The organism is Bacillus fungorum (assembly GCF_002746455.1).
Lineage (GTDB): Bacteria > Bacillota > Bacilli > Bacillales > Bacillaceae_G > Bacillus_A > Bacillus_A fungorum.
This window is the reverse complement of the sequence record NZ_NWUW01000011.1, coordinates 1-26794: the sequence shown is the minus strand read 5'-3', so window position 1 is coordinate 26794 and position 26794 is coordinate 1. Positions and strand designations below refer to the sequence as shown.

Genomic DNA, 26794 nt, shown 5'->3' with positions numbered 1-26794 from the left:
AAAATGGAGAGCAAACGAAAACTAGGGAGATTGATTACAGTGGTGGCTACCTTTCTTGCCTTTTCAGGTATAGGGGTAGTCGATCCAATTTTGCCGATTATTGCTGAAAAGATTGGGGCAACGCATTGGCAAGTCGAGATGTTATTTACAGCGTATATTTTAACGATGGCAATTATGATGTTACCAGCTGGAATATTTGCATCAAGATTTGGTGATAAACGAATGATGACAATTGGCCTTGCGATCGTAACTGTATTTGCGTTTATATGTGGTATATCGCAAACGATTGCTCAATTATCTCTTTTCCGCGCTGGATGGGGATTAGGAAATGCGATGTTCTTCGCAACGGCGATGACATTATTGATTGCATTAAGTAAAGAAGTTCATGAAGCAGTAGGATTATATGAAGCAGCCATCGGTTTAGGAATGGCGGGCGGACCGTTATTAGGCGGTATATTAGGTGGACATTCTTGGCGTTACCCATTTTTTGCGACGAGTATTTTAATTTTCTTAGCATTTATTTTAGTGTTCTTTTTTGTGAAAGAACCGGAGCGAAAAGTGAAGCGTAAAGCGGCTGGCGTAGGAGAATTACTTAACTTAGTGAAATATAAACCGTTTATGCAAGGCGCGATTTCAGGGATGTTATACTACTACGGATTTTTCGTTGTGTTAGCATATTCACCACTTATTATGCATTTATCTGCCATTCAATTAGGATTTGTATTTTGCGGATGGGGATTAGCGTTAGCTTACGGTTCTGCAATTTTAGCGCATAAGCTAGAAGGTAAATATGAGCCGAAAACATTGTTGAAAGGCAGTTTACTCGTATTTGCGATTTTCTTAATTGCGTTATTCTTCGTGAAAGTTATGTGGTTACAAATTGTGTTAATTGTTCTATCAGGATTAGCGTCAGGATTAAATAATGCATTATTTACAAGTTATGTAATGGATATTTCACCTTATGAAAGATCTGTAACATCAGGTGTTTATAACTTCGTTCGTTGGTTAGGGGGCGCTATTGCTCCCATTTTATCAGGAGTTATAGGTCATACAGTTTCACCACAAAGCCCGTTTTTAGTTGGTGGGATTGTTGTGTTAGTTGGTTGTGTAATGATCATAATTCCAATCCGCAAACCAGTAGAAGTAGAGGCAAAAACCCTTTCTTAAGAAAGGGTTTTCTTTTTATGTATATGTTAGAACCCTCTGACTAAAATATATTTTCGGTATTTTTGTACTTTTAACTATACATTTTGGATGTTTTGTTTTATTTTTGTTAGGGGACATTAATGATGTCCCTATTATAAATTTGCATTGAAAGGCGTGATTGTACGATGGAACTATGGTTCACTGAAAAACAAACAAAACATTTTGGGATTACGGCGCGTATTAACCGCACATTACATACGGAGCAAACAGAATTCCAAAAACTTGATATGGTTGAAACGGAAGAGTTCGGAAACATGCTTATTTTAGATGGCATGGTTATGACAACAGAAAAAGATGAGTTCGTTTATCATGAAATGGTAGCGCACGTACCTTTATTTACACATCCAAACCCTGAAAACGTATTAGTTGTTGGCGGCGGTGATGGCGGTGTTATTCGTGAAGTATTAAAACACCCAAGCGTAAAGAAAGCAACTCTTGTTGAAATCGATGGAAAAGTAATTGAGTACTCTAAACAATACTTACCATCAATTGCAGGCGCATTAGATAATGAGCGTGTAGAAGTAAAAGTAGGAGACGGTTTCCTACACATCGCAGAGAGCGAAAATGAATATGACGTAATTATGGTAGATTCTACTGAGCCAGTAGGACCAGCAGTAAACCTATTTACAAAAGGTTTCTACGCTGGAATCTCTAAAGCGTTAAAAGAAGATGGTATTTTCGTTGCACAAACGGACAACCCTTGGTTTACACCAGAACTAATTACAACTGTGTTTAAAGACGTAAAAGAGATTTTCCCAATTACTCGTTTATACACAGCGAACATTCCAACTTACCCAAGTGGTCTTTGGACGTTCACAATTGGATCTAAAAAACATGATCCATTACAAGTAAGTGAAGAGCGTTTCCACGAAATCGAAACGAAATACTACACAAAAGAATTACACAATGCAGCATTCGCATTACCGAAATTTGTTGGCGATCTAATTAAGTAAGAGAATCGTATCGAAACAAATAAAGTGTAAGTAGCTCATTTAAGGTGTTTGTCCAGAAGACTTGAACATGCTAGCTATTTACACTTCTGTAAAGAAAATCGTCTTCTTATTGTTAAAAGGAAGACCCGGTAAATCGAGAAAGAGGAGCAATTCGCTCCAAATTTGAGAAATAATGAAAGGTTGGGATACCTTAAGTTCCACATAAGGAGGAAAAGAATATGCGTTTTGATGAAGCTTATTCAGGTAAAGTATTTATTAAAAGTCATCCAAGTTTTGAAGAGTCAAAGGTAGTTATTTACGGGATGCCTATGGATTGGACAGTAAGTTACCGTCCAGGATCTCGCTTTGGCCCTGCACGTATTCGTGAAGTATCAATCGGTCTTGAAGAATACAGTCCATATTTAGATCGTGAACTAGAAGAGGTAAAATATTTTGATGCGGGTGATATCCCATTACCATTCGGAAATGCACAACGCAGTTTAGACATGATTGAAGAGTATGTATCAAAACTTTTAGATGCCGATAAGTTTCCACTAGGTCTCGGCGGTGAGCACCTAGTGTCTTGGCCAATTTTTAAGGCAATGGCAAAAAAATATCCGGATTTAGCAATCATCCATATGGATGCTCATACTGATTTACGTGAATCGTATGAAGGGGAGCCTTTATCTCACTCTACACCTATTCGTAAAGTGTGCGATTTAATTGGTCCGGAAAACGTATATTCTTTCGGTATTCGTTCTGGAATGAAGGAAGAATTCGAATGGGCGAAAGAAGTAGGTATGAACTTATATAAATTTGACGTACTAGAACCGTTAAAAGAAGTATTACCGAAACTTGCAGGACGCCCAGTTTATGTTACAATCGACATCGACGTATTAGACCCAGCTCATGCTCCTGGAACAGGAACATTAGAAGCTGGAGGTATCACATCTAAAGAATTATTAGATTCCATCGTAGCAATTGCAAATTCAAATATAAACGTAGTTGGAGCAGACTTAGTAGAAGTAGCTCCTGTCTACGACCATAGTGATCAAACACCAGTCGCAGCAAGCAAATTCGTGCGGGAAATGCTGCTCGGTTGGGTGAAATAAAAGTGAAGCCGACTGTTTAGACCTGGTGACTAAGGTTCTTTCCTGCAAAAGGTGCTTTTTACCTTTTGGCAGGGAAGGTTCTTAGACGCAAGGGTCTAGGAGGCGTAACTGGATAGAATAAAAGCGGAAGCCGCTGTAGCTGGATAAAATAAGAGCCCTCTATATAATTTGAGGGCTCTTTTTCTTATGCAACCTTCTCTTCCGAAGTAATGCCGCGAATTTCATCAGCAGAACGAATTGGATATTTACGGAAAATGATTGATCCGATGTACCCAACAATAGTGGTAACGATTCCGCATAATACGGCAGCAATTGTTACTTTTACAACGTCATTAAATCCGAATAAGACAAGAAGTCCTGGGATTGGTGATGCTGTTCCTGGTGCATTATTAACGAGCTGGAACAGAGATGTAATAATACCAGCAAGTGCACCGCCAACGAAGTTTGTTGCATAAATTGGAATTGGATTTGCTGAAACAACATCGGCTTGTGTTAAAGGCTCGATTGCTACAGCGATTGTGTCTTTCTTTGAGCAAATTTTTAGTCGCTTAAAGAAAATAAAGTTCATTGGGGCTGAGGCTGCTACGGCAAGACTACCAATTGCCATTGGTAAACCTGTTAATCCAAGCATTGCAGTTAGTGCCATAGAACTCAGTGGAGAGGTAGAAATAACTGTGATTAATCCACCAAGCATAATACCCATAATGATAGGACTTTCTGTAGTTGCAACTGAAATCATAGAACCGATTTTACCGAGTGTTGCGTTTACGAGCGGATCCATAAGCATGGCCATTCCGCGTGAAATTGGTGCAGCAATAAATAGAATTGCTAAAAACTCTACACCAGCTGGTAATTTCTTTTCGAGAAATTTCACTACGAAAGCACAAACGTATCCAGCAAAAAATCCTGGTAAAATACCGAATCCACTAGTAGCGATACCGATTAAAACAGCATATACGGGTGAAACACCGATTGCTAGTGCGACTAAAATCGCCGCTGCGACACCGCTCATACTACCAGAAGCTTCTCCTACTGATTGTAAAAAGTCATTATGAAACATTTCTCCACCAATATAACGGTGAAATGCTTCAATAAGAAAACTTGCGATTGCTGCATTAGCTAAAGCACCCATTGCTTTCATGCCGTAAGGAGCACGGTAACTAAAAAGTGTAAATAGACAAAGTACAACAAGTAATAGTGCTAAACCTTGCAAGATAGCCATTTGAAAACTGTCTCCTTTGATTTTTGTAATAAAAATTTGTATCATTCAATAATAATATAAAAGTTCATGAAACGGAAAAAAATTTTATTTTGAAATTGCTATAAAGTGAAAATGCCTTACAATAATGTAAGGAAAGTGTAAGGTGTTTAGATAGAGTATAGTATGTCATTTTTCGTATAATACAAGTATAAACATAGGACTAGAGAAAAAGAAGTGCAAACAGGAGGCGCATGTATGAAATTGGTAATTAAAGTTTTAGCTGTATTCGCCATCATTTTAGGTGGAACAGCGTATTATTTGAACACAAAAACAGAAGGTGTACATGCTTTTGTAGACAACTTCTTTTCAAATAAAGAAATACAAGATTATTATGCGGTTATAGATAAAGGTGAGAAAAAAGACGGAGAATACTTGTATACATTTAAAGGATATACAGAAGACGGAAAGTTACAAGTTGTGAAAAGAATGATGAACCGTGAATTGCATACAGGGGCGTTTATAAAAATTTATGCGAAAGGTATGCAAGGAAAAGGATGGGCTGAAATCCCGAAAGAATCAATTCCGCAAAAAGCGTTGAAAAAAATAGAAAAACGATAAAAGGAGTGATTTACTCGCTCCTTTTTTAGTGCGTTAAAATAGTGATAGATGTCTTTTCTTTGTTAGAAACGATTTTTGCACGTCCACCAATTGGGAAAGTGAAAATTGGGGTTGTATGCCCGAAACTTGCGTTTGCAATGATAGGGATATGTGCCAGTTCAGACTTTGAAGCAATCATTTCTTGAATGTCTTCTATCGTACATTCCGCACCTTTTTGCATCCTTCCGATAACGATACCCTTTACGTACTCAAAATCTTGCTGTTGCATAAGAGAATGTAAATAACGATCAAAAGTTTTAAGAGTAGCTTTTCCAGTTAAACTATCTTCTTCAAGAAATAAAATTTTGCCCTGTAAGTTTGGCATATAGGGTGTACCTTGTAGTAAATTCAAAGTGCTCATATTACCACCGATAATTTCTCCAGTTGCTTCACCTTCGTGAATTGAAACATATCCTTCATTTTTATTAAATTCTCGATTTCCTTGATCTATATACCAAGAATCATCGCTCCATGTTTCAGATGGCAGGACTTCAATAGGTTCATTAGAAGTTAAGCATTTTAAAAAGTAATCGGTCGTATACTCGAGACCTTTCTCCATTCCAAATGAAGAGAAATGGGGTCCTGAATATGTGACAAGTCCTGTTTTTGTGTAAATTGCATTATTTAACGCAGTGATATCAGAATAGCCACAGAAAAATTTCGGGTTTTCTCGAATTAAATCGTAATCGAGATGTTTTAATAAACCATTAGAGTTGTACCCACCAAGTGTTGCTAAAATGGCTTTTACATTTGGGTCTCTAAATGCTTCATGGAGGTCTTGAACGCGTGAAGCAATAGAAGAAGAAGCGAATCGATCTATCTCATCAGCATATGTTGAGAATGTAACTTGAAAGCCCATGTCAGTTAATCTTTTTATAGCAAGCGTTTGGTTCGTATTTGAGACAATACTTAAACTACAAGATGGTGAAATAACTCTAATTTCATCACCTTTTTTTAATTTTGTTGGTAGCACCTAACTCACCTCTTTAAATAAAAGAATATTTAGATTTAAAAAATATTTTATCATATGAAATAAAGTGAAAGTGAATTATTTTTTGAAATGGAGTTTTCCTGATTTTTCAGCAGACAGACAGAGGTTTTTTTTGATATGATAGGAAAAGTGATTTATTATAAATAGTATTTAATATCTATAACATTTGAAAGGTGTGCAAGACGTGGAGAAACAACTTGCAGGCTTGCCGGTACACGTTCATTTCGTAACAGAAATCCGTGAAGGGGCGAGGAAGGAAACCGTTGCTTTCGAAGCAAATGGTCAATACTATGTAAAAGGTCAAGGTACATATGTAACATTCCAAGAGCCGAACGAACAAGGCGAAGTGAAAACAATTATTAAAATTCAAGATGAACAAGTTCTCATTATGCGTTCAGGTGCTGTTTCTATGCGTCAGACGCATGTGAAAGGTGAATGGACAACTGGTACGTATACGAGTGAACTTGGTACGTTTGCATTGCAAACAAAGACTGATAACGTTCTTTTTAAATGGTCGGATGAAAAGAAAAAAGGACAACTCTTCTTAACGTACGCATTGCTTCTAAGCGAACAAGAAGCTGGCAGATATACAATTACACTTAATTTGAAGGAGGCAAAATAATGAATTCTTTAGAACAAGTAAAAGGATTAATTAAAGAAGAAATTCAAGCTGCTGTATTAAAGGCAGAACTAGCGACAGAAGAACAGATTCCAAACGTTGTATTAGAATCTCCAAAAGATAAAACAAATGGTGACTTCTCTACAAATATGGCAATGCAACTTGCACGCGTTGCGAAAAAAGCACCGCGTATGATTGCAGAAGAATTAGTTGCAAACTTCGATAAAGCAAAAGCTTCTATTGAAAAAATTGAAATCGCAGGTCCTGGTTTCATTAACTTCTACATGGATAATAGCTATTTAACGGACTTAATCCCAACAATCGTTAACGCTGGTGAAGCTTACGGTGAAACGAATACTGGTAAAGGTGAAAAAGTACAAGTTGAGTTTGTATCTGCGAATCCAACAGGTGACCTTCACTTAGGACATGCACGTGGTGCAGCAGTAGGTGACACTTTATGTAACTTATTAGCAAAAGCAGGATACGATGTATCTCGTGAGTACTACATTAATGACGCTGGTAACCAAATTCATAATTTAGCTCTTTCAGTTGAAGCACGTTACATGCAAGCGTTAGGTTTAGATAAAGAAATGCCAGAAGACGGTTACCATGGTGCGGATATCATTGGAATCGGTAAACGTTTAGCTGAAGAGTTTGGTGATCGTTATGCGAAAGCTGATGAGAAAGAAAGCTATGAATTCTACCGTGAGTACGGTTTAAAATATGAGTTAGCAAAACTTCAAAAAGACTTAGAAAGCTTCCGTGTTAAATTTGATGTATGGTTCTCAGAAACATCACTATACAAAAACGGGAAAATTGATCAAGCTCTTGCTGTATTAAAAGAGCGTGAAGAGATCTTTGAAGAAGACGGTGCAACTTGGTTCCGTTCTATGACTTACGGTGACGATAAAAACCGTGTATTAATTAAAAATGACGGTTCTTACACATACTTAACACCAGATATCGCTTACCATCGCGATAAATTAGAGCGTGGTTTCGATAAATTAATCAATATTTGGGGTGCTGACCACCACGGTTACATTCCTCGTATGAAAGCTGCTATTCAAGCACTTGGTTACGATAAAGATACACTAGAAGTAGAAATCATCCAAATGGTACAACTGTATCAAAATGGTGAAAAAATGAAGATGAGTAAGCGTACAGGTAAAGCAGTTACCCTTCGTGAGCTTATGGAAGAAGTAGGCGTGGACGCAATGCGTTACTTCTTCGCAATGCGTAGCGGTGATTCTCATTTAGACTTCGATATGGACTTAGCTGTATCAAAATCTAATGAAAACCCAGTATACTATGCACAATATGCTCATGCTCGTGTATGCAGTATCCTTCGTCAAGGTGAAGAGTTAGGATTAGCTACAGGCGGAGATGTGAACTACAAACTTGTTACTTCTGAGAAGGAAGTAGAGTTACTGAAAAAGCTTGGTGAATTCCCAGCGGTAGTTGCGGATGCAGCACAAAAACGTCTACCACACCGTATTACAAACTATGCATTTGAATTAGCTGCAGCACTGCACAGCTTTTACAATGCAGAAAAAGTATTAAACCAAGATAACTTAGAATTAAGTAAAGCTCGCTACGAGTTAATGAAAGCAGTACGCACTACACTTCAAAACGCATTAGCAATCGTAGGAGTATCTGCACCAGAAAAAATGTAATAAAGTGAAACTTTAATCAGTGGGGGTTTTCTTCATCCCCCACTGATTATTAGTTGAACCAATCGGACTTTAATGGGCAGTTGATCCCCCACCTAGATTCTTTGCTTTCGCTGAATTTTGAGGTGGGGGTCTTACTGCCCATTAAAGCGGGATAAAAGACCACTGATAAAAATCAGTGGTCTTTTAAATGATTAAGCAGCTTTCTGTTCAGTTTGAGCAACAGGTTTTTGAAGTGTATTATAAACTCCTGTCCCAATAACCTCTAGTGCCGTTTTCATACGTTCAGGTGAAATGTTCTCAAATACGTTATCTTGAGGTGTGTGATATACCTTCTCGATATGATAGATTAATGGATTCCAACTATCGACACCCATCCAAATAAATAGAGCGGCAGGAATACCAACTTCAGCAAACGGTACGTGATCACTAGAACCGAATTTTCCTTGCAGTACGAGGTCATTATTTAATTGTTTACCTGCTTGCAAGGCTGCGTCTGTTACAAGGTTTGGAGAACCGTTAGGCGTCATAGCATATAAATTCTTTGCTTTATCGTAATTTGTTGCAACCATGTCTGCGTTAAAGACACCTAAAATTCGATCGCGTTCTTTTGAGGATAGACTATTAACGTAATAATCGGAGCCAAGTAAGCCAGTCTCTTCAGAACCAAAAGCAATAAACCGAATTTCTTTATCAGTTTCTACATTTTGAAAAGAACGAGCTAACTCTAATACTAATCCTGTACCAGAAGCATTATCGTTTGCTCCAGGTGCTCCAACGACACTATCATAGTGCGAACTTACAACGACAGCTTTTTCATTACCTGTGCTGTTTTTTGGTTTCTTTTTAGCAATGACGTTTAAGGATTTTAAATTAGATTCATGTCTCGCTTTTAGGGAAAGAATTGTTGTTCCTTTTTTAGCGATTTCTTCTTTAAATGCATTTCCTTGCGCATAAGCAAGGCCGAAGACAGGGACGGACTGCTTTTTTGTTAGGCGAGGATTGAAAGTTTGTCCGTAGTTTCCACGACTGCCAATTAAACTGTATAAAAGAACACCTTTTGCTCCTTTACTAACAGCGTTTTCAACTTGTTTATTGTAGTCCGCTACTGTTGTTCCCCTTTCAAATAGAACAATCTTTCCATTTACTTCATTTGGAATATCCTCTAATTTTGTCCCACCTTGAACAAAGATAAGAGGAGCTGTAACAGCTTCTGTAGAAATTAGTGCGTTAGGAGCAGCGCCAGCTTGCCAATTACGCTTTGTGGATAATGGGGATTCAATAAAGCCAACGTATTGATCCGGCACTTGAAATGGCTGATATTCTACTTCATAACCCATTGATTTAAGTTGCATACCAACGTAGCGAGAAGCCCATTCTTCTGATTTTGTTCCACCAGGGCGAGGACCAATTGTTTCGGATAAGAAACGGATGTGTTCGATGGTGCGGCTTGCATCAACTTGTTTTGTGATAGGTGAATTCTGTGTGATTTCTGACGTGAAATCAGCTTTTGCTTGTCCAATTGGAGCTAAGCTAACAGCGAGTGATACAGCAAGCAAAGAGCTTACTATTTTTTGTTTTAAAGATTGTTTCATTTTTTCCTCTCCTATTCTTCTATTCTCTCTGACTGACAAAAGAAGACGGATAACGACTTTATTTTACCTTTATATTTATTATTTTTCAATATTCTGATATTTATAAATAAAAACACCATATGCATATTTACATATTTGTGATGGAGATATGTATGCTATCATTTTAAATGAAGGTTCGCTTTCTGCTTGGAAAGCTCCTACATTGCATGAATCTAGTGTACCCAAACTTTAGATTATGTAGAGAAAAGAATCCACTGTAGGGTTTCTTTTCTCATGTTTGAATTATGTGATGATAAATATGTTTCCGCATTTCATAATTATCATCAGTGATATATGTAAGGCATCCATATGAAAATACGAGGCTGTTCAAAGGTTTTCCGTACTTTTGGACAGCCTCACCCCGTTAAAAGAACGATACTCTATGTATCGTTCTTTTTTTGCATAAAAAAACACCCAATCAAACGTTCATTTGATTGGGTGTGAAAAACTATTAATAATATTTTTTTCGTTTTGTAGCTAAAATACGTAACAATCCAGCTAGTAGAAGTATGATACCTACTGTTTGGGTAGGATCTTTTTTGTGACCTGTATTTGGAAGTTCTTTACCCGTATTTCGGTCATCTTGCTGTTTGTTTGTATGTGTTTCAGGATTTCCTTTTTCTAATTCTTCAGGAGTTTCCTTACCATGTGTTTCATTTTTTCCTTTTTCTAGCTCTTCGGAAGTTTCCTTACCATGTGTTTCATTTTTTCCTTTTTCTAGCTCTTCGGAAGTTTCTTTACCATGTGTTTCAGGATTTCCTTTTTCTAGTTCTTCGGAAGTTTCTTTTCCTGTTTCTTCTTCTTTATTCGGAGGAGTGATTGGTTTATCATCTCCACCTGATGAAGATTCAATCTTTTTATTTGAAACTGTAATTTGTAGTGGTGCAGCTTGAGCTTTTTCAATTGTAAAGCTTATTGGTGATGCATCTAATTGATAGCCAGTAGGAGCCTTTGTTTCCACTAATTGATAATTACCAGGTTTCAAATCATTTACGATTAATTTACCATGCCCATCTGTTTTTAAATCTTCTCGTACTATTTTTCCATCTTGATCTAAAATATTGAAAATGGCACCTTCAAGTGTTCCATGGTGATCAATATCAACTTTAGTTAACTCCATTGAACCTGTTGTTAAACTATTTAAGGCTGTAACAGAAGTAACTTGAGATTGTCCTTTCGTAATTGTGAAAGGAATTGGCTTAGCGCTTAAATCGTATCCAGTAGGAGCCTTCGTTTCAACGAACTGATAGTCTCCTGGACGTAAATCAGAAACAGAGATTTTGCCATCTTTATCAGTAGTTAAATCGGTACGAACATCGTGTCCATCCTTATTAACAATTTTAAATACTGCACCTTCAAGTGTTGTGTTTTCTTCAACATCATCCACTTTAATTAACTCCACACTACCTTTCGTTAAGCTGTTAGTAGCTGTAACGAAGACATGTTTTGTTTGACTTCTTTCAATTGTGAACTTAATAGGATCTTCATTTAAGTCATAATGTTTTGGAGCTTTCGTTTCAATAAATTGATAGTCTCCAGGTTGTAAGTCTTTAGCGATGATTTTTCCGTCTTTATTGGTAACTAAATTCGTACGAATATCATTACCGTTCATATCAGTAATTTTAAATACCGCACCTTCTAGCGTTTCTTTCGCATCTAAAGAGTCAACTTTCGTTAATTCTACGCCACCTTTAGTTAAGCTATTTTTAGCAGTAACAGAAAGGTGAGTTGGTTGGCTTTTCTCGATAGTGAAAGGAATCGGTGTTTTATTTAAATCGTAATCTTTCGGAGCTTTCGTTTCCACGAATTGATAATCTCCAGGACGTAAATTAGAAGCAGAAACTTTCCCATCTTTATCAGTAGTTAAATTCGTGCGAACAACTTTACCTTTCGCATCAATGATATTAAATACTGCATCAGAAAGTTTTGTATCTGGATTTATATCATCCACTTTAATTAACTCTACAGCACCTTCAATTAAGCTGTTCGTAGCAGTGACCTGTAACTTCTCTGCTTGGCTTTTCTCAATTGTAAATTTAATCGGTTTAGCATCTAGTGTATAGTGCTTCGGAGCTGTTGTTTCAATAAATTGATAGTCTCCAGGATGTAAATCAGAAATAGAAACTTTCCCTTTCGCATCTGTTGTAATGCCAGTGCGAATGTCATTCCCGTTCATATCAACAATTTTAAATACAGCACCTTCAAGAGCTGTACCGTCGATATCATCCACTTTAGAAAGCTCTACCGCACCTTTTGTTAAACTATTTTTAGCAGTAACAGAAATCGGTTCAGCTTGTCCTTTTTCAATGGTGAAAGGAATCGGTTCTTTATTTAAATCGTAATGTTTCGGAGCCGTTGTCTCGATGAATTGATAATCACCCGGACGTAGGTCAGGAACGCTAATTTTACCTTGTGAATTGGTAGTAAGATTCTTGCGAATTACAGTACCATTCATATCAACAATATTAAATACTGCGCCTTCAAGAATAGTACCATCGACGTCATCCACTTTAGAAAGTTCAACGCCGCCTTTTGTTAAACTATTTTTCATAGTAACAGTAGCAATATCTTTTTGGCTTTTTTCAACTTTAACTACAATTGGCTTTTTGTCTAAATCATAATGTTTCGGAGCCGTTGTTTCGACAAATTGATACGTACCAGGACGTAAGTTTTCAACAACGATTTTTCCTTCATTATTTGTTTTTAAATCTGTTTTAAGCACTTTACCATTTTGATCCAGTAAATTAAATACCGCATCAGAAAGTTTTATTTGATTGTTTAGATCATCTACTTTAAGTAGTTCGATACTACCTTGTTGTAAGTTATTTTTAGCAGTTAAAGAAATAGCTTTCTTCTGTCCTTTTTCAATAGTGAAATTGATTGGTGTTTCATCTAAAACGTAATGCTTCGGAGCTTTCGTTTCGATGAATTGATAATCACCCGGACGTAGGTCAGGAACGCTAATTTTACCTTGTGAATTGGTAGTAAGATTCTTGCGAATTACAGTACCATTCATATCAACAATGTTAAATACTGCGCCTTCAAGTTTAGTACCATCGACGTCGTCTACTTTAGAAAGTTCAACGCCGCCTTTTGTTAGAGCGTTTTTAGCCGTAACATGAAGAGTTTCAGTTTGGCTTTTCTTAATTGTAAATTCAATCGGTTTTTTATTTAAATCGTAATGTTCAGGAGCTATTGTTTCAACGAATTGATACGTACCAGGACGTAGATTTTCAACAACAATTTTTCCTTCAGCATTTGTTTTTAAGCCTTCTTCAACTATCTCTCCGTCTGCATCTAATAAATTAAATACAGCATTAGCGAGCTTCGTATCAGTATCAATATCGTCAATTTTTGTTAATTCAACGCTACCTTTTTTCAACGTGTTTTTACCTGTAACAGTAATTTTCTTCGTTTGACTTCTTTCAATTGTAAATGGAATCGGTGTTTTGTCTAATACATAGTGTTCAGGAGCAGCTGTTTCAATGAACTGATAGTCTCCAGGGCGTAAATCAGAAACAGAAATTTTACCATTTTTATCTGTAACAAGATTCGTATGAACATCCTTACCGTCCATATCAACAATTTTAAAGATTGCACCTTTTAGCATTGTACGATCGATGTCATCAATTTTCGTTAAAATGACGCCACCTTTCGTTAAGCTGTTCGTAGCGGTAACGTTAATGTTTTCTGTTTGACTTTTTCCGATAGTAAACGGAATAGGGTCTTTCCTTAAGTCATAGTCTTTTGGAGCTTTTACCTCAACAAACTGATAGTCTCCAGGACGTAAATCAGAAGCGGTAACTTTACCGTGTTCATCGGTCTTTAAGTCTTTACGAATTACCTTTTTAGTGTCATGAGCGTCCACAATGATAAATTCCGCACCTTCAAGCGTAGTGCCATCAACATCATCTACTTTTGTCAAAGTGACGCCACCTGTAAGTAAACTATTTGTTACAGTAACAGGGAGAGGAAGATCTTCCTTGCTACCTTTTTTAATCGTGAATTTAATAGGTGTTTGATCTAATTTATAATGTTCAGGGGCTTTTGTTTCGATAAATTGATAATCCCCTGGTGCTAAATCAGGAATAACTAATACTCCGTGATCATCTGTTGTTAAATCTTTCATAATTTCTTTGCCAGTTGTATCTTGCAATGTGAATACAGCGCCGGCAAGAGCTTTACTACTTTCCACATCATCTTCTTTAATAAGTTTAACTTTTCCTTTCGTTAAACTATTTTTAAATGTAAGTGGAAGGAGTTTTTGTTGTCCTTTTTCGATTGTAAATTCAATTGGTTCTACATTTACATCGTAATAGGTTGGAGCCTTTGTTTCGATAAGTTTATAGTTACCAGGACGTAAGTCATCTACAACTAGCATTCCTTTACTATTCGTAACAAGGTCCGTACGAACATCTTCATTAGTATCTCTATTAACGATTTTAAATACAGCACCTTCAAGTGTTTCCTTTTCATCTGCAGCATTCACTTTTGTTAACTCAATACCGCCTTTTGTTAAGCTGTTTTTAGCAGTAACAGTAGCCTGAGTTGTTTGACTTTCTGTAATCGTAAATTTAATTGGTTTTGTATTTTTGTCGTAATACTTCGGTGCTGTTACTTCGATAAATTTATAATCGCCAGGGCGTAAGCCAGTAGCGATAGCTTTACCATCCGCACCAGTTTTTACATTTTCGCGAATGACTTTCTTTTCATCATTTGCATCAACAATTTTAAATACAGCACCTTCAAGAGCTGTACCATCGATATCATCAACTTTTGTTAATTCAACATCTCCTGGTTTTAAAGCATTTTCAGCTTTCACAAGCAGAGTTTCTTTTTGACTTCTATCGATTGTAAATGGAATCGGTGTTTCGTCTAGTACATAATGCTCAGGAGCCTTTGTTTCAATAAATTTATAGTTACCAGGACGTAGCTTATCAGCTTTTGTTTTTCCATCAGCATCTGTAGTTAAGTCAGTACGAACATCATTATTATTTACATCGACAATTTTAAATACGGCACCTTTTAGAGGTTTTTTATCACCGAATTCATCAACTTTTAATAATTCGACTTCTCCTGTTTTTAAACTGTTTGTTGCCGTAACGGTAGCAAGAGACTGTTGGCTTTTATCGATTGTAAACTCGATAGGGTTTGCATTTAACACATAATCCTTAGGAGCTTCTGTTTCAACAAATTTATACGTACCAGGCTCTAAGTCTTTAACAGTTACTTTACCATCTGCACCAGTTTTTACATTTTCGCGAATGACTTTCTTTTCATCATTTGTATCAACAATTTTAAATACAGCACCTGCAAGAGCTGTACCATCGATATCATCAGTTTTTGTTAAAGTGACGCCACCTTTAATGAGGTGATTCGTTGCAGTAACAGTAACTGCTTTCTGTTGGCTCTTTTCAATTGTAAACTTAATAGGTTTTTTATCTATGTCGTAATGTTCAGGTGCTTTTTCTTCGACAAATTGATAGTCTCCAGGACGTAAATCTTTTGCTTCGATTTGTCCTTGGTCATTTGTCGTTAATTTTTCATATCCAGGAACTTTTATGTTATTCTGGTCTCTTACACTGAACTCCGCACCTGCTAAAGTTTTTCCGTCTTTATCGACTTTTGTTAAAATGGCCGATCCTGGAATTAAACTATTTGTTGCAGTTCGGTATACTATAGTCGTTTGATCTTCTTTGATTGTGAATTGAATAGGTGTACTGTCTAATTTATAATGCTCAGGAGCAGTTGTTTCTTGTAAGTAGTAAGTTCCAGGCTTTAAATTATCTACAGTAATTTGTCCTTTATCATTTGTTGTTAATTTTTCGTGTTCTGAAATTACTTTTTTGTCTTTATCAAGTAATCTGAAAACAGCACCTTGCAGTGTTGTTTTTTGGTTCAGGTCATCAGACTTTGTTAAAACTACTTTCCCGACAAATTTCTTATTTGCAAGTGTATATGTTGTAGTCTCTTGTGAACCAAGTTCAACAATTTTACCTTGTTTTAACTCCCAGCTAATTACATAGCCTTCAGGAGCTTTTGTTTCTTTTAATAAATATTTATCGCGTTTTAAATTATTAAACTTAGCGATACCATCTTTGTCTGTTGTTATTTTACGGATAACAGTTTTCCCTATACGATCGTATAAAGTAAATTCTGCTCCGGCCAATGGTGCGTTCTTATTGTCGTCATCCACCTTTATAATTTCAAGGTTTCCACGGCCTTTAGTAGCAGATCCTCCACCTGAACCAGAAGACATTCGTACTTCAATCGTTTCGGTTGTTTCTGTATTTTGTACTGTTAACTTATTGCCTGCAATCTTTGCTTTATTGCTTACTTCTTCTTTATCATCGGCATTAATAAGTGAACGGTATTCTAAAATATAAGCTCGATCAATTTTTTTCAAGAAGGCAATTTCGAAATGTTGCTTTCCAGTATTATTGTCTGTTGTGATCGTTAACTTATAGTCTGTTCCTTGTTTTAATTCATTTGCTGTATCTTTTGTTAAATTCCCATATAGATCAACAGTTGTAGGATATAAGTGGAATGAATCTTCCACAAGCACCTGATTATCTGTTGGATCATCCGTTACAACAGCATCAGCAATGGTTGATTGACTTTCGTTAATTGCAATACTCCAATTAATGTAGTTGTCGTCTTGTATAGCTTTCTTTGTAACGAAACTACCACCTTTATTTACTTGCGTACCACCTTTAAGAGTGGAGACAATTGTTGAACCATCTTTTAAATCAGCCTCGTTGTCGTAGTAATTTTGGATAAGCTCACCATCAAGGCTTGTTTTAAAGATAATATAGTAAGGTGAATTAATAGAATGCTTGAAATGAACTTTTAGAGTGTTTTTATTTTTGTCTGTAGGCTCTTCAAGTTCATATTCTTTAGGTGCCACGGCATCACCAGTTGCCACTTGCTCAGAACCACTATTTACAGTCATGTGACGCAATTCGATAGATCCAGGAACTAATTTTTGGTTATCCTTTAATACGTCTATAACAGAAGGGTCTTGAATGAAAATGTTATTGTAGTTGAATCCTATTATCCAAGTAATCTCTTTCGTTTGGGCATTATAAGAACCATATTTATATCCATTATCTTTTGTAAAGCGGTCTGGATCAAATGTATCTTTAGAGATATTTGATTGTTTTTCACTTTTTTCATCAATCCAATTTAATGTACCTAAATTATCAAACGATGATTTATCACTTGGTAATTTTGTATAATCGAAAGTTGTTTTATACGAAATAACTAATGAGCTCGTTGTTTTTGCATAATTACCAATTAATTTTACAGTAAATCCATTTTTAGGTTCATTTTCAACTAATATATAGTCATGGTTTTCAAATAAGGCTGTATTTCCATCTTTAATTTGGAATGTATTTTTCTGTAGCTGTAATCCTTCATTTCCAAATGTATCAACAATCTCTGCGTTATTTAGTTCATAGTTATTGTTGTTAACACTCATTTCCCAATTAGTAGTTTTTTCTTTATAGTTTGTATCACCTTTATGGGATTTGATAATGTTTTGTTGTTTAAACTGAACTTCATTTGTTTTACTTGAACCATTATCAGCTGTAACTGTATTTTTGACTTTTCCATCAGTTATAACTTTATTATTTGGTTTTGTTTTATAGGTGATTACATAAGCGCTATTAATATCTTCATTAAACTGTAGATCAAATCCGTTATTCTCCTTAGTTACAGTGTAATTATTAACAACATCACCTGTTACAAGCTCTCCTTTATCATCATATGAAGCATTTTTCACAACGATAGAAGTTTCATCTAGTATATGTGTATCGTCAAAAATATCTTTTAAAACCGCATCTGCTTTTTTGATATCTCTTTGATCACCATTGTAAGTAATTGTCCATTCAATTGTTTGCGTTTTTGGATCATATTTACTTGTTTTGTCTAAATGTGTACCGCGAGAGACTGTGACAGTAGCATCTGCTTTTTGTTGGTTTTGATTGCTACTTGTAATCGTAACGTCGTTTCGGAAGGAGGTTACACTTTCATCAGTAATTTTTGTTGCATATTCGATTTGGTATGCTTTATTTATTTCATCTTTAAAAGAAATCTCTAATTTAGAACTATCTGATGAAATGATCTTGTAATCTGCAGGATCAGCTTCTTTACCACGTGTTACGTTCCCGTTAATATCAACCTCTAAATTATAAACTTTAATAGAATCTTTATTTAAGCTTGTACCTTGTGGGATGTTATCTTTAAAAATAGCTTTTTTAAGAGTATCTTTCTTTTTATTCATCTCTACAGTCCAATTAATTTCATTTGTATTAATTGGTCTATCAGGTAAACCCCTTTTGTTCGTAGCTGTTTGTACATTGGGCTTAAAGTCAACTGTAATAGAAACATCTTTATCTTTAATTGGGAAAGGAATTTCTTGTGTTGTTGTACCTTTAATTTCAGCTTTATTAAATTCTGTCTTTAATTGTAGGTTACCAGCAACATCTGGATGTCCTTCAATATAATCGTTGAATGTCATCGTGACTTTTCCTTCTGTTGTAACAGTAAAGTTCCCAATAGGGTTGTTTTCACTATCGTATAAAGGACTGTTAATTGTATTGTAAATCTTAAAATGTTTAGGAAGATCAAAAATATAGTAATCTCCACTTTTCACATTCATCGATTTTAAAACTTCCCATGTAAACTCAATGTTGGCAGGGGAATCTGTACTTGGACGGTTATCCGCTGTAAATGGTTTTCCGTCTTTGTCCGTCAATTTTACACCCGTTAAAATGTTTGTTGTTATTTGCTTTGGACCTGAATTTGTACTTTCAGCAGGATCGCTTGCTAGCTTTTGTTCTGGGTTGTCAGTAGCAGTTTTAGTTGCTGGGTTTTGTTCCGGATTGTTAGTAGCAAGTTTAGTTGCTGAGTTTTGTTCTGGATTGTCAGTAGCAGTTTTAGTTGCTGAGTTTTGTTCCGGATCGTCAGTAGCAGTTTTAGTTGCTGAGTTTTGTTCCGGATTGTCAGTAGCAGTTTTAGTTGCTGGATTTTGTTCCAGATTGTTAATAACAGGTTTAGCTACTGGATCTTGGGCTTGTTGATTAGTATCCTGTTTGGTGCTATCTTCTTTAGAATCTTCTACCTGAACAGGAACCGATATAGCCTGAACCATTGCTCCTAAAGGAAAAGCAATTTGAACTGATTTTTCTCCAGTTTTTAAAGTTGGGTTAAACACAGTATCAACTTTAATTTTTCCTTTAGCATCTTTCAAGTTTTCTACTTGATCATTAAATATTAGTTTTAAATTATTATCTTTAGCTGTTATAAAATATTGACCAATATTTTTTTGATCTGTTACTAAATCTCCTTGCAAATCTTTAGATACTTTTAATGCAAGTGGTATTTGAAGTACTGCTGTATCGTTTGCATGTACAACTTGTTGATCCTTTATTGACCAAGCGTATTCTACTTGAATGGTTGATCCTATCTTTATTAAGTTGTTAGGATTTTTTGCTTCGTCAATAATGTGATCCGTTGCATCTTTCATCTCAACAGTGTCAAATAATGAAGTTTCCTTTAAAGTCTCAGCTTTTGCTTGATTGTACGGGAAACTAATAAACTGTGAAAATAGTACGAATACAATTAAACATATATTGAAAAGTTTTTTCATTTTGCCTCCTTTGAACACTCATTTGTTCACTGAGGAATATATTCCATATGAACAAATGGAATATAAAAAAGTTAATTGTTATAAAGTATTTGTTGCTACGATCCCTCCGTTTCTATGTACGTTCTCTGACAAAATAGACGTTTAATCAAAGGCATATATAATGTAACGTAAAAATTTGGAATGTACATAATTCGACAAAAAATGTCGGAAGTATGCTGATAAAAGGAATGATATCAGACCTTTATATACAAGAGATTTTCTTGTGAATGTGTTATGAACTGAATAGTCATAAAGGTAAGTTTTACGATACATGCTAACCAAAGTAATGTATCCCAAGTTGAAAGTTTTTTGGGTTTTAAAGTTATGTGGAAAAAATCTTAATAGGGTTAATTTTGGTTAGGGTGAAGACAATATGTACTTTGAAAATATTCATTTATGTAATATAGAATTGAGATAATTGTATCTTAAGAAGATCACTTATTACATTTATGAAAATTAACTTTTTGTCTAGAGATCTGTACAATTTGTGGACCGAAGTTAAGATGGTACAGTTCCTTTTTGGATTTAGTAGAATATAAGGTGTTTATAATATTTGACTAAACCATTACTGCGGTCATTTTTGAAGCTACTTTACCTAATAAAAAAGAAGATATCCCTTTTGATACTGGTGTTATCTTCTCTTAAAGATAATCATGAATAACCTCCGCTAAAGATTATATACTTAAATGATAAAGAGTTCAACAACGTTTCATATATTTTCCAAAAATGAAAAAACGACTGTTTTGTAGATTTATTCTACAAAACAGTCGTTTTTTGTATTATATTTCTGTTAAAATAATCGGTTCGCCGCGTGTTACGACAACTGTATGTTCACATTGTGCAACAAGGCTTTTATCAGGTGTAACGAATGTCCAACCATCATCGCCACGTTCGATAATGTGATCAGCTTTCATAGAAATGAATGGCTCTACAGCGATAACAAGACCGTCTTTTAGAAGTGCATTATCCATTGGGTCAAAGTAGCTTAAAATATGGTTTGGTGCTTCATGTAAGCTAAGACCAATACCGTGACCAGTTAAGTTTTGAATCACATTGTATCCATTTTTATGTGCAAAGTTTGAAACAGCACGACCAATTTGGTTTTGTTTTGAACCAGCTTTCACCTTTTTCATTGCTGCCCAAAATGCATCAACAGCTGCTTGGCAAAGCTTTTCTTTTGCTTCATCTTCTCCAAGTACAAATGAAATACCTGTATCTGCATAATAACCATCAAGTGCAGCAGATACGTCGACGTTTACTAAGTCGCCTTCTTTTAATACGCGATCTCCTGGAATACCGTGAGCAACTTCTTCGTTTACACTGATGCAAGTTACACCAGGGAAATCATATTCTTTTTCAGGTGCAGAAATAGCACCATGCTCATCTAATACTTTTTTACCGATCAAATCAAGCTCTTTCGTTGTCATACCTGGCTTCGCTTCTTTTTTCATTTCTTCACGTGCAAGCGCAACGATGCGGCCGATTTTTCGTAAGCCTTCTAAATCTTGTTCATTACGAATAATCATGAAAACCACTGTCCTTCCTCGAATATATATCTTACCCGATTGTATCATGTTTATTTTCGTCCTGCTACTCGCTTGCAGTATGCGGATTGATTCCTCTCATGAAGAATACATGACAATTGTCATATCGATGTCATGACGCATCATACTGTTTCCTAAGTTTTCCAACACGTACAATGTAAATATAAGAAACAGCGGGGGTGGAGAGATGGAAAAGATTATTGAAGTAAATGGTGTTTCTAAAACATTTAAACATAAAAACGCAGTAAATAACGTTTCATTTTATGTGAATAAAGGAGAAATTGTAGCACTACTTGGACCGAATGGTGCAGGGAAAACAACGACGATGTCGATGATGCTTGGATTAAAGGACCCAACTGAAGGAACTGTTTCTATATTTGGAAAAAGTCCAAAGCATAGAGATGTTCGTAATAGCCTAGGTGCGATGTTACAAGAAGTAAGTGTCATTGATAGCATTACAGTGGAAGAAGCAATTGAGTTATTCCGTAGTTATTATACGAATCCGGTAGAGAAAGAAACGTTGCTACAGTTATCAAATTTAGAATCAGAGCGAAAGCAAAGATGTGAGAAATTATCAGGTGGGCAAAAAAGAAGGTTAAACTTTGCACTCGCACTTGCGGGAAATCCAGACTTGTTATTTTTAGATGAGCCGACAGTTGGAATGGATATTACGTCTCGAAGAACATTTTGGGAAACAATTCGAAAGTTAGCAGGTGAAGGGAAAACGATTATTTTAACAACACACTATTTAGAAGAAGCAGATGCATTGGCGGATCGTATTTTACTGTTTGCGAATGGAAAGATTATCGCAGATGATACACCAGATGAGATGAAAGCAACGATTTCACGAAAAACAATCACGTTTTATTCGAAGGAAAGTATTCCTGCAAAATTACTAAAAGAATTACCAAGCGTAACAGAAGTACAATCAAAAGAAGGGCACTTCACTTTAACAACTGAAGATACGGATGCAACTTTAAAAGCAATTTATCAAAAGAACTTATCTGTAACAGATGTTTCAGTTGAACGTGGAAGCCTTGATGAAGCATTTGAACAGTTTATCGCAAATCAGGAGGGGGAAATCGCATGAGAGCTTTATGGATGCAATGCAAAATAGAAATTTTACGTACGTTTCGTAATAAATTGTTTATCTTTTTCTCATTACTAATGCCAGTTATGTTTTACTACATTTTCACAAATGTTGTTCAAGTGCCACAAAACGGAGATGCGTGGAAAGCACATTATTTAATCTCAATGGCGACGTTCAGTATTGTAGGGACGGCACTCTTTAGTTTCGGTGTAAGGATTTCTCAGGAAAAGGGGCAAGGATGGACACATTTGTTGAAAATTACACCACTTCCAGAGGGGGCATATATAACAGCCAAGATCATCGCTCAAACTGTAGTGAATGCTTTTTCAATCTTAGTTATCTTTATCGCAGGGATATTAATTAATCATGTTGAGTTAACAGTAGGGCAATGGATTGGTGCTGGATTATGGTTGTTGTTAGGTGTGACACCATTTTTAGCGTTAGGGACAGTAATAGGTTCTATTAAGAAGGCGGATGCTGCTGCGGGCTTAGCGAATATTTTAAATATGAGCTTAGCTATAATTGGTGGTCTATGGATGCCAATCGAAGTATTCCCGAAAATATTAAGAACTATAGGTGAATGGACACCAACATACCATTTCGGAAGTGGTGCATGGGATATTGTAGCAGGAAAATCAATTGGTTGGGAAAATATCGCGGTATTAGGAGGTTATTTCCTTATATTTGTTGTAATATCAATATATATAAGAAAAAGACAGGAAGCGGTATAGATGATAGAGAAGAAGAGGATTGAGATTTTTCCGAAACATATGGGTTTCTTCCCATATATGTGGCTTGTGTATCTGTTATTTCCAATTTACCATTTAGCGCAAGCGTCGGGATGGAAGCTTGTAATAGGGAGCGGTATGTTGATACTTTTTGTTATCACATACCGTCAACTTTATTTTGTTAATAAGACTTTCGTTTTATGGGCATGTATTCAAATGATACTGACGTTATTATTTGCTTTTTATTATAATGCCTTTATGATATTCTTTGGTTTTTTCACAGCAAGTGCGATAGGGTTTGCGCCAAATAAGAAAGTGTTTCGAGTGTTGTTATGTTTGTTAGCTGTAATGCTTGGAATTTTTATATTTGTGAATATGAATCAACTATCAACTACAAGTTTAGTGAATATCGTTCCAATGTTTATTTTAATGCTACTTACGCCATTTGGAATGCGTAATTTTAATCAAAAAAAGATGTTAAGAAATCAATTAAATGAGGCAAACGAACAAATTAAAGATTTAGTAAAACGGGAAGAACGGCAGCGAATTGCACGAGATCTTCATGACACGTTAGGGCATACGTTATCTCTTATTACGTTAAAAAGCCAGCTTGTTGAGAAGTTAATTGTGAAAAATCCAGAGCGTGCAAGTGCGGAAGCAAAGGAAATTACACAAACATCTCGTACTGCTTTAAAGCAGCTAAGGGAATTAATTTCTGATATGCGTATGATTACAGTAGAAGAAGAGCTTGAGCAAATAAAAGCGATCTTACAAGCAGCTAATATTGAATTAGAAGTAAAGCAGGAAGCAAGTTCGAGTTCGTTATCACCCATTGAACAAAATATTGTAGGAATGTGTTTACGTGAGGCTGTGACGAATGTTGTAAAGCATAGTAAGGCGACGCGTTGTACTGTTTCTGTACTAGAATCACAAGGTGAATTAATTTTGAGAGTAGAAGATAACGGAATTGGCTTAGCGAATCAAAACCATGATGGAAATGGCATTCGTGGCATGAAAGAGCGAATCGCTCTTATTGATGGATTTGTTGAACTGGGTACGATTAATCCAGGGACACTATTAATAGTAAAAGTTCCAGTTGTTATTCGAACAGGAAAAGATGAGGTGAGGGCATGATTCGAATTATTATTGCAGAAGATCAGCGGATGCTTCGTGGTGCATTAGGAGCCCTACTTGATCTAGAAGATGATATTGAAGTGATTGGGCAAGCTGCGAACGGGGAAGAATCGCTCAAACTAATTGAATCGCTAAAACCTGATGTAAGCATTATGGATATTGAAATGCCAATTCAAAGCGGATTAGATGTTGCGGAAACGTTAAAGAAAGAAAAATCAGCATGCAAAGTAATGATTTTAACAACATTTGCACGCCCAGGGTATTTTGAACGAGCAATGAAAGCTGGTGTGCACGGATATTTATTAAAGGATAGCCCAAGTGAAGATTTAGCTGCATCGATTCGTAATGTAATGAAAGGAAAGCGAGAGATTTCTCAAGATTTAATGTTCGGCTTATGGCAGGAGCAAAATCCTTTATCAGATCGCGAAAAAGAAGTATTGCTACTTGCGAAAGAAGGAAAGACGGCAAATGAAATTGCGAAGGCACTTTATCTTTCACCGGGTACAGTACGTAATTATATTTCTGAAGTATTAACGAAGCTTGATGCGAAAAATAGAATTGAGGCAATTACAATTGCGGAAGAAAAGGGATGGATATAAAAAGAAGTTTACCTATGAGTGGTAAACTTCTTTTTTCTTATAAACAAGTATTTCAATAGAGAGTTTCGTCACAGTCGCATCGCTCAGAATTTGAAGTATATCGCGTGATTTAGATTTTACTTCATTTTTCGACAAAAAATTTGTTATAGTAAGATTAGGTTGTTGGTCTAAATTTTGGACAACTTTACCACTAACAGTTGTAATAACTCCATTTTTATCTACTTTTACAATGAGATCTTGACCATGTACTTTATAGTTTTTGTAAATTTGTGCAAGACGAAATTCGGTTTGATTTTCTTTATCGGTAGGTTGAAAGTCTACATTTTTTTCAGTTGTCACTTGCTCTTGTTGAGCCTTAGCCCCATTTACCTCACCTTTTAAATACTTTTTCGCAATATTTTCTTTCGTATCATTTTGAGGTTGTGTTAATTTCTCAATTGTTAAACTAGGCTGAGCAATTTCAACTTTTACTTCATTTCTGTCTAATTCTTGGGTGTAAATAGCTTCTGCTGATAAAGGATAAAGAAGACCGAATGTAACGAAAGCACGGGCAAGTTTTCTATAATTTATTTATAAAATTCTTAATCTATTATTGTATGTGAGATGAATTGTATGAAAAATTTGCCGAATTTTATATATATTATGCATTATTTCATGTAAAAAATTGTCGAATTCACATTATTGTAGTGGTATGACAACTTAACAAATTAGATTGTTCTAATGGGATGGTGAGTAAGTATGCACGCAGAAAAATTAGGAAGTGAAATTAAGAAAATTAGGGTAATGAGGGGATTAACACAAAAGCAGTTATCCGAGAACATATGTCATCAATCGGAAGTGAGTCGAATTGAATCGGGCGCGGTATACCCAAGTATGGATATATTGCAAGGTATTGCAGCGAAGTTACAAGTTCCCATTATTCATTTTTATGAGGTACTCATTTATTCTGATATTGAGAGGAATAAGCAGTTAAAAGATGGAATTATTATGCTTTGTAAGCAAAAGAAATATAAAGAAATTTATAATAAAGTATGGAATGAGTTGAAAAAGGAAGAATATCATCCCGAGCTTCAGCAATTTCTTCAATGGCAATATTATGTAGCTGCTTACATATTGAAAAAAATCGATTATGAATATTGTATTTTAGAATTAAAGAAATTGCTCAATCAACAATTGGCAGGAATAGATGTATATCAGAACCTTTATATTGAAAACGCAATTGCAAACATTTACGCTGAAAATGGCCATTTTAAGAAGAGTATTAAGTTATATGAAAATATATTAAAACAATTAGAGGTATTACATGATAATAAAGAGTTTGATGTGAAGGTAAGACATAATCATGCAAAAGCATTATACTTAGACAATCAATACGAAGAAGCGCTTTGTCACGCAAATAAAGCCATTGAACTATCGTGTCGAATTAATAGTATGACATTGATTGGACAGTTATATTATCGAAAAGGTGAATGCCTAGAAAAGCTCGAGTGTGATAGAGCAGAAATTGAAGATGCTTACGAAAAAGCGTGCTTCTTTTTCGATATATTAGGAAACCATACGTTAAAAGAATCAATTATAAAAAAAATGAATAAATAAAAAAATAAATAAATATGCATAATTGCATAAGATGTGGATAAATTTTCATGATATATTTAAAGAAAAAATGCGGGTGATGGAATATGAAGAAACTACTTATTGGTAGTCTATTAACGTTAGCGATGGCATGGGGTATTTCATTAGGAGATACAGTTTTAGAGAAAAACCAAGTAATTTCTTATAATGATCAAGAGATACAAGTAGCTTCAGATGTACCTTTTGAGTACTAAAAAACAACCGTCTTACTTAGACGGTTGTTTTTTCACGTTGTTGAAAAAAGATTTTGTCAATGAAAATGTCACCTAAAAGGTGACATTTTCACTTTCTATTTCATCTGTAATTTGGTAAGTTAAATATAGGCCAACTTTCTTTAGCGAGAGAAGTTTGGTC

At 35.5% G+C, this 26794-nt stretch carries 17 protein-coding genes and 1 pseudogene; 12 read left to right on the top strand and 6 right to left on the bottom strand.

Annotated elements, in window-relative coordinates:
* The first annotated feature begins 3 nt into the window (after positions 1-3).
* The 3 genes from CO726_RS16620 to speB all read left to right on the top strand — a co-directional run bounded on the left by CO726_RS16620 (position 4) and on the right by speB (position 3250).
* Positions 4-1167: an MFS transporter gene (locus CO726_RS16620; RefSeq protein ID WP_099684989.1), complete on the top strand. Its 1164-nt coding sequence runs from the start codon at positions 4-6 to the stop codon at positions 1165-1167.
* A 164-nt stretch (positions 1168-1331) separates the two neighbouring features.
* Positions 1332-2159 (top strand): polyamine aminopropyltransferase, encoded by an 828-nt coding sequence (gene speE, locus CO726_RS16615; protein WP_000424698.1) that lies wholly within the window; start codon positions 1332-1334, stop codon positions 2157-2159.
* A gap of 218 nt (positions 2160-2377) precedes the next feature.
* Positions 2378-3250, top strand: coding sequence for an agmatinase (speB, locus tag CO726_RS16610; protein ID WP_001209831.1), 873 nt, complete (start codon positions 2378-2380; stop codon positions 3248-3250).
* A gap of 184 nt (positions 3251-3434) precedes the next feature.
* On the opposite strand, the gene CO726_RS16600 is transcribed toward speB, so the two are convergent.
* Positions 3435-4472, bottom strand: coding sequence for a PTS sugar transporter subunit IIC (locus tag CO726_RS16600; RefSeq protein ID WP_097817108.1), 1038 nt, complete (start codon positions 4470-4472; stop codon positions 3435-3437).
* Between the two features lie 234 nt (positions 4473-4706).
* Here CO726_RS16600 and CO726_RS16595 point away from each other — a divergent pair, with 234 nt between their 5' ends.
* Positions 4707-5069 carry a YxeA family protein gene (locus CO726_RS16595; protein ID WP_099684988.1) on the top strand — a complete coding sequence of 121 codons (363 nt, stop codon included), beginning with the start codon at positions 4707-4709 and terminating at the stop codon, positions 5067-5069.
* Between the two features lie 25 nt (positions 5070-5094).
* Here the strand turns inward: CO726_RS16595 and CO726_RS16590 are convergent, their stop codons facing one another.
* Complete coding sequence (locus CO726_RS16590; protein WP_099684987.1) at positions 5095-6081, bottom strand: S66 family peptidase; 987 nt, start codon at positions 6079-6081, stop codon at positions 5095-5097.
* A gap of 202 nt (positions 6082-6283) precedes the next feature.
* Here CO726_RS16590 and CO726_RS16585 point away from each other — a divergent pair, with 202 nt between their 5' ends.
* Together CO726_RS16585 and argS are read left to right on the top strand one after the other, a co-directional pair.
* Positions 6284-6721: a YwiB family protein gene (locus CO726_RS16585; protein ID WP_000414868.1), complete on the top strand. Its 438-nt coding sequence runs from the start codon at positions 6284-6286 to the stop codon at positions 6719-6721.
* A complete protein-coding gene (argS, locus tag CO726_RS16580) occupies positions 6721-8391 on the top strand; it encodes an arginine--tRNA ligase (protein WP_098759069.1) in 1671 nt (556 codons plus the stop codon). The genes CO726_RS16585 and argS overlap by 1 nt, the downstream gene beginning before the upstream one ends.
* 191 nt (positions 8392-8582) lie before the next feature.
* On the opposite strand, the gene CO726_RS16575 is transcribed toward argS, so the two are convergent.
* The 3 genes from CO726_RS16575 to map form a co-directional block, all read right to left on the bottom strand.
* Positions 8583-9983, bottom strand: a complete 1401-nt coding sequence (locus tag CO726_RS16575; RefSeq protein WP_099684986.1) for a M28 family metallopeptidase — start codon at positions 9981-9983, stop codon at positions 8583-8585.
* Positions 9984-10473: 490 nt separating this feature from the next.
* Entirely contained in the window at positions 10474-19674 is a 9201-nt protein-coding gene (locus CO726_RS16565) for a SpaA isopeptide-forming pilin-related protein (protein ID WP_136699688.1), read from the bottom strand.
* Between the two features lie 818 nt (positions 19675-20492).
* Positions 20493-21287 (bottom strand): type I methionyl aminopeptidase, encoded by a 795-nt coding sequence (gene map, locus CO726_RS16560; RefSeq protein ID WP_002096176.1) that lies wholly within the window; start codon positions 21285-21287, stop codon positions 20493-20495.
* Between the two features lie 157 nt (positions 21288-21444).
* Here map and CO726_RS16555 point away from each other — a divergent pair, with 157 nt between their 5' ends.
* From CO726_RS16555 to CO726_RS16540, 4 genes are read left to right on the top strand one after another with little or no spacing between them, the layout of a single operon-like run.
* Complete coding sequence (locus CO726_RS16555; protein ID WP_099684984.1) at positions 21445-22347, top strand: ABC transporter ATP-binding protein; 903 nt, start codon at positions 21445-21447, stop codon at positions 22345-22347.
* On the top strand, positions 22344-23078 hold the full coding sequence (locus tag CO726_RS16550) for an ABC transporter permease (RefSeq protein WP_099684983.1): 735 nt from the start codon (positions 22344-22346) through the stop codon (positions 23076-23078). Before CO726_RS16555 ends, CO726_RS16550 begins: the two co-directional genes overlap by 4 nt.
* Positions 23079-24209, top strand: a complete 1131-nt coding sequence (locus tag CO726_RS16545) for an ATP-binding protein (protein ID WP_099684982.1) — start codon at positions 23079-23081, stop codon at positions 24207-24209.
* Positions 24206-24808, top strand: coding sequence for a response regulator transcription factor (locus CO726_RS16540; protein WP_099684981.1), 603 nt, complete (start codon positions 24206-24208; stop codon positions 24806-24808). Before CO726_RS16545 ends, CO726_RS16540 begins: the two co-directional genes overlap by 4 nt.
* A gap of 15 nt (positions 24809-24823) precedes the next feature.
* Here CO726_RS16540 and CO726_RS32475 read toward each other — a convergent pair.
* Positions 24824-25378, bottom strand: a pseudogene (locus CO726_RS32475) (M4 family metallopeptidase); the annotation flags it as partial.
* Positions 25379-25546: 168 nt separating this feature from the next.
* On the opposite strand from CO726_RS32475, the gene plcR reads away from it, so the two are divergent.
* Together plcR and CO726_RS16520 are read left to right on the top strand one after the other, a co-directional pair.
* Complete coding sequence (gene plcR, locus CO726_RS16525) at positions 25547-26404, top strand: transcriptional regulator PlcR (RefSeq protein ID WP_099684979.1); 858 nt, start codon at positions 25547-25549, stop codon at positions 26402-26404.
* Between the two features lie 83 nt (positions 26405-26487).
* On the top strand, positions 26488-26634 hold the full coding sequence (locus tag CO726_RS16520; RefSeq protein ID WP_000734736.1) for a quorum-sensing peptide PapR: 147 nt from the start codon (positions 26488-26490) through the stop codon (positions 26632-26634).
* Positions 26635-26794 lie beyond the last annotated feature (160 nt).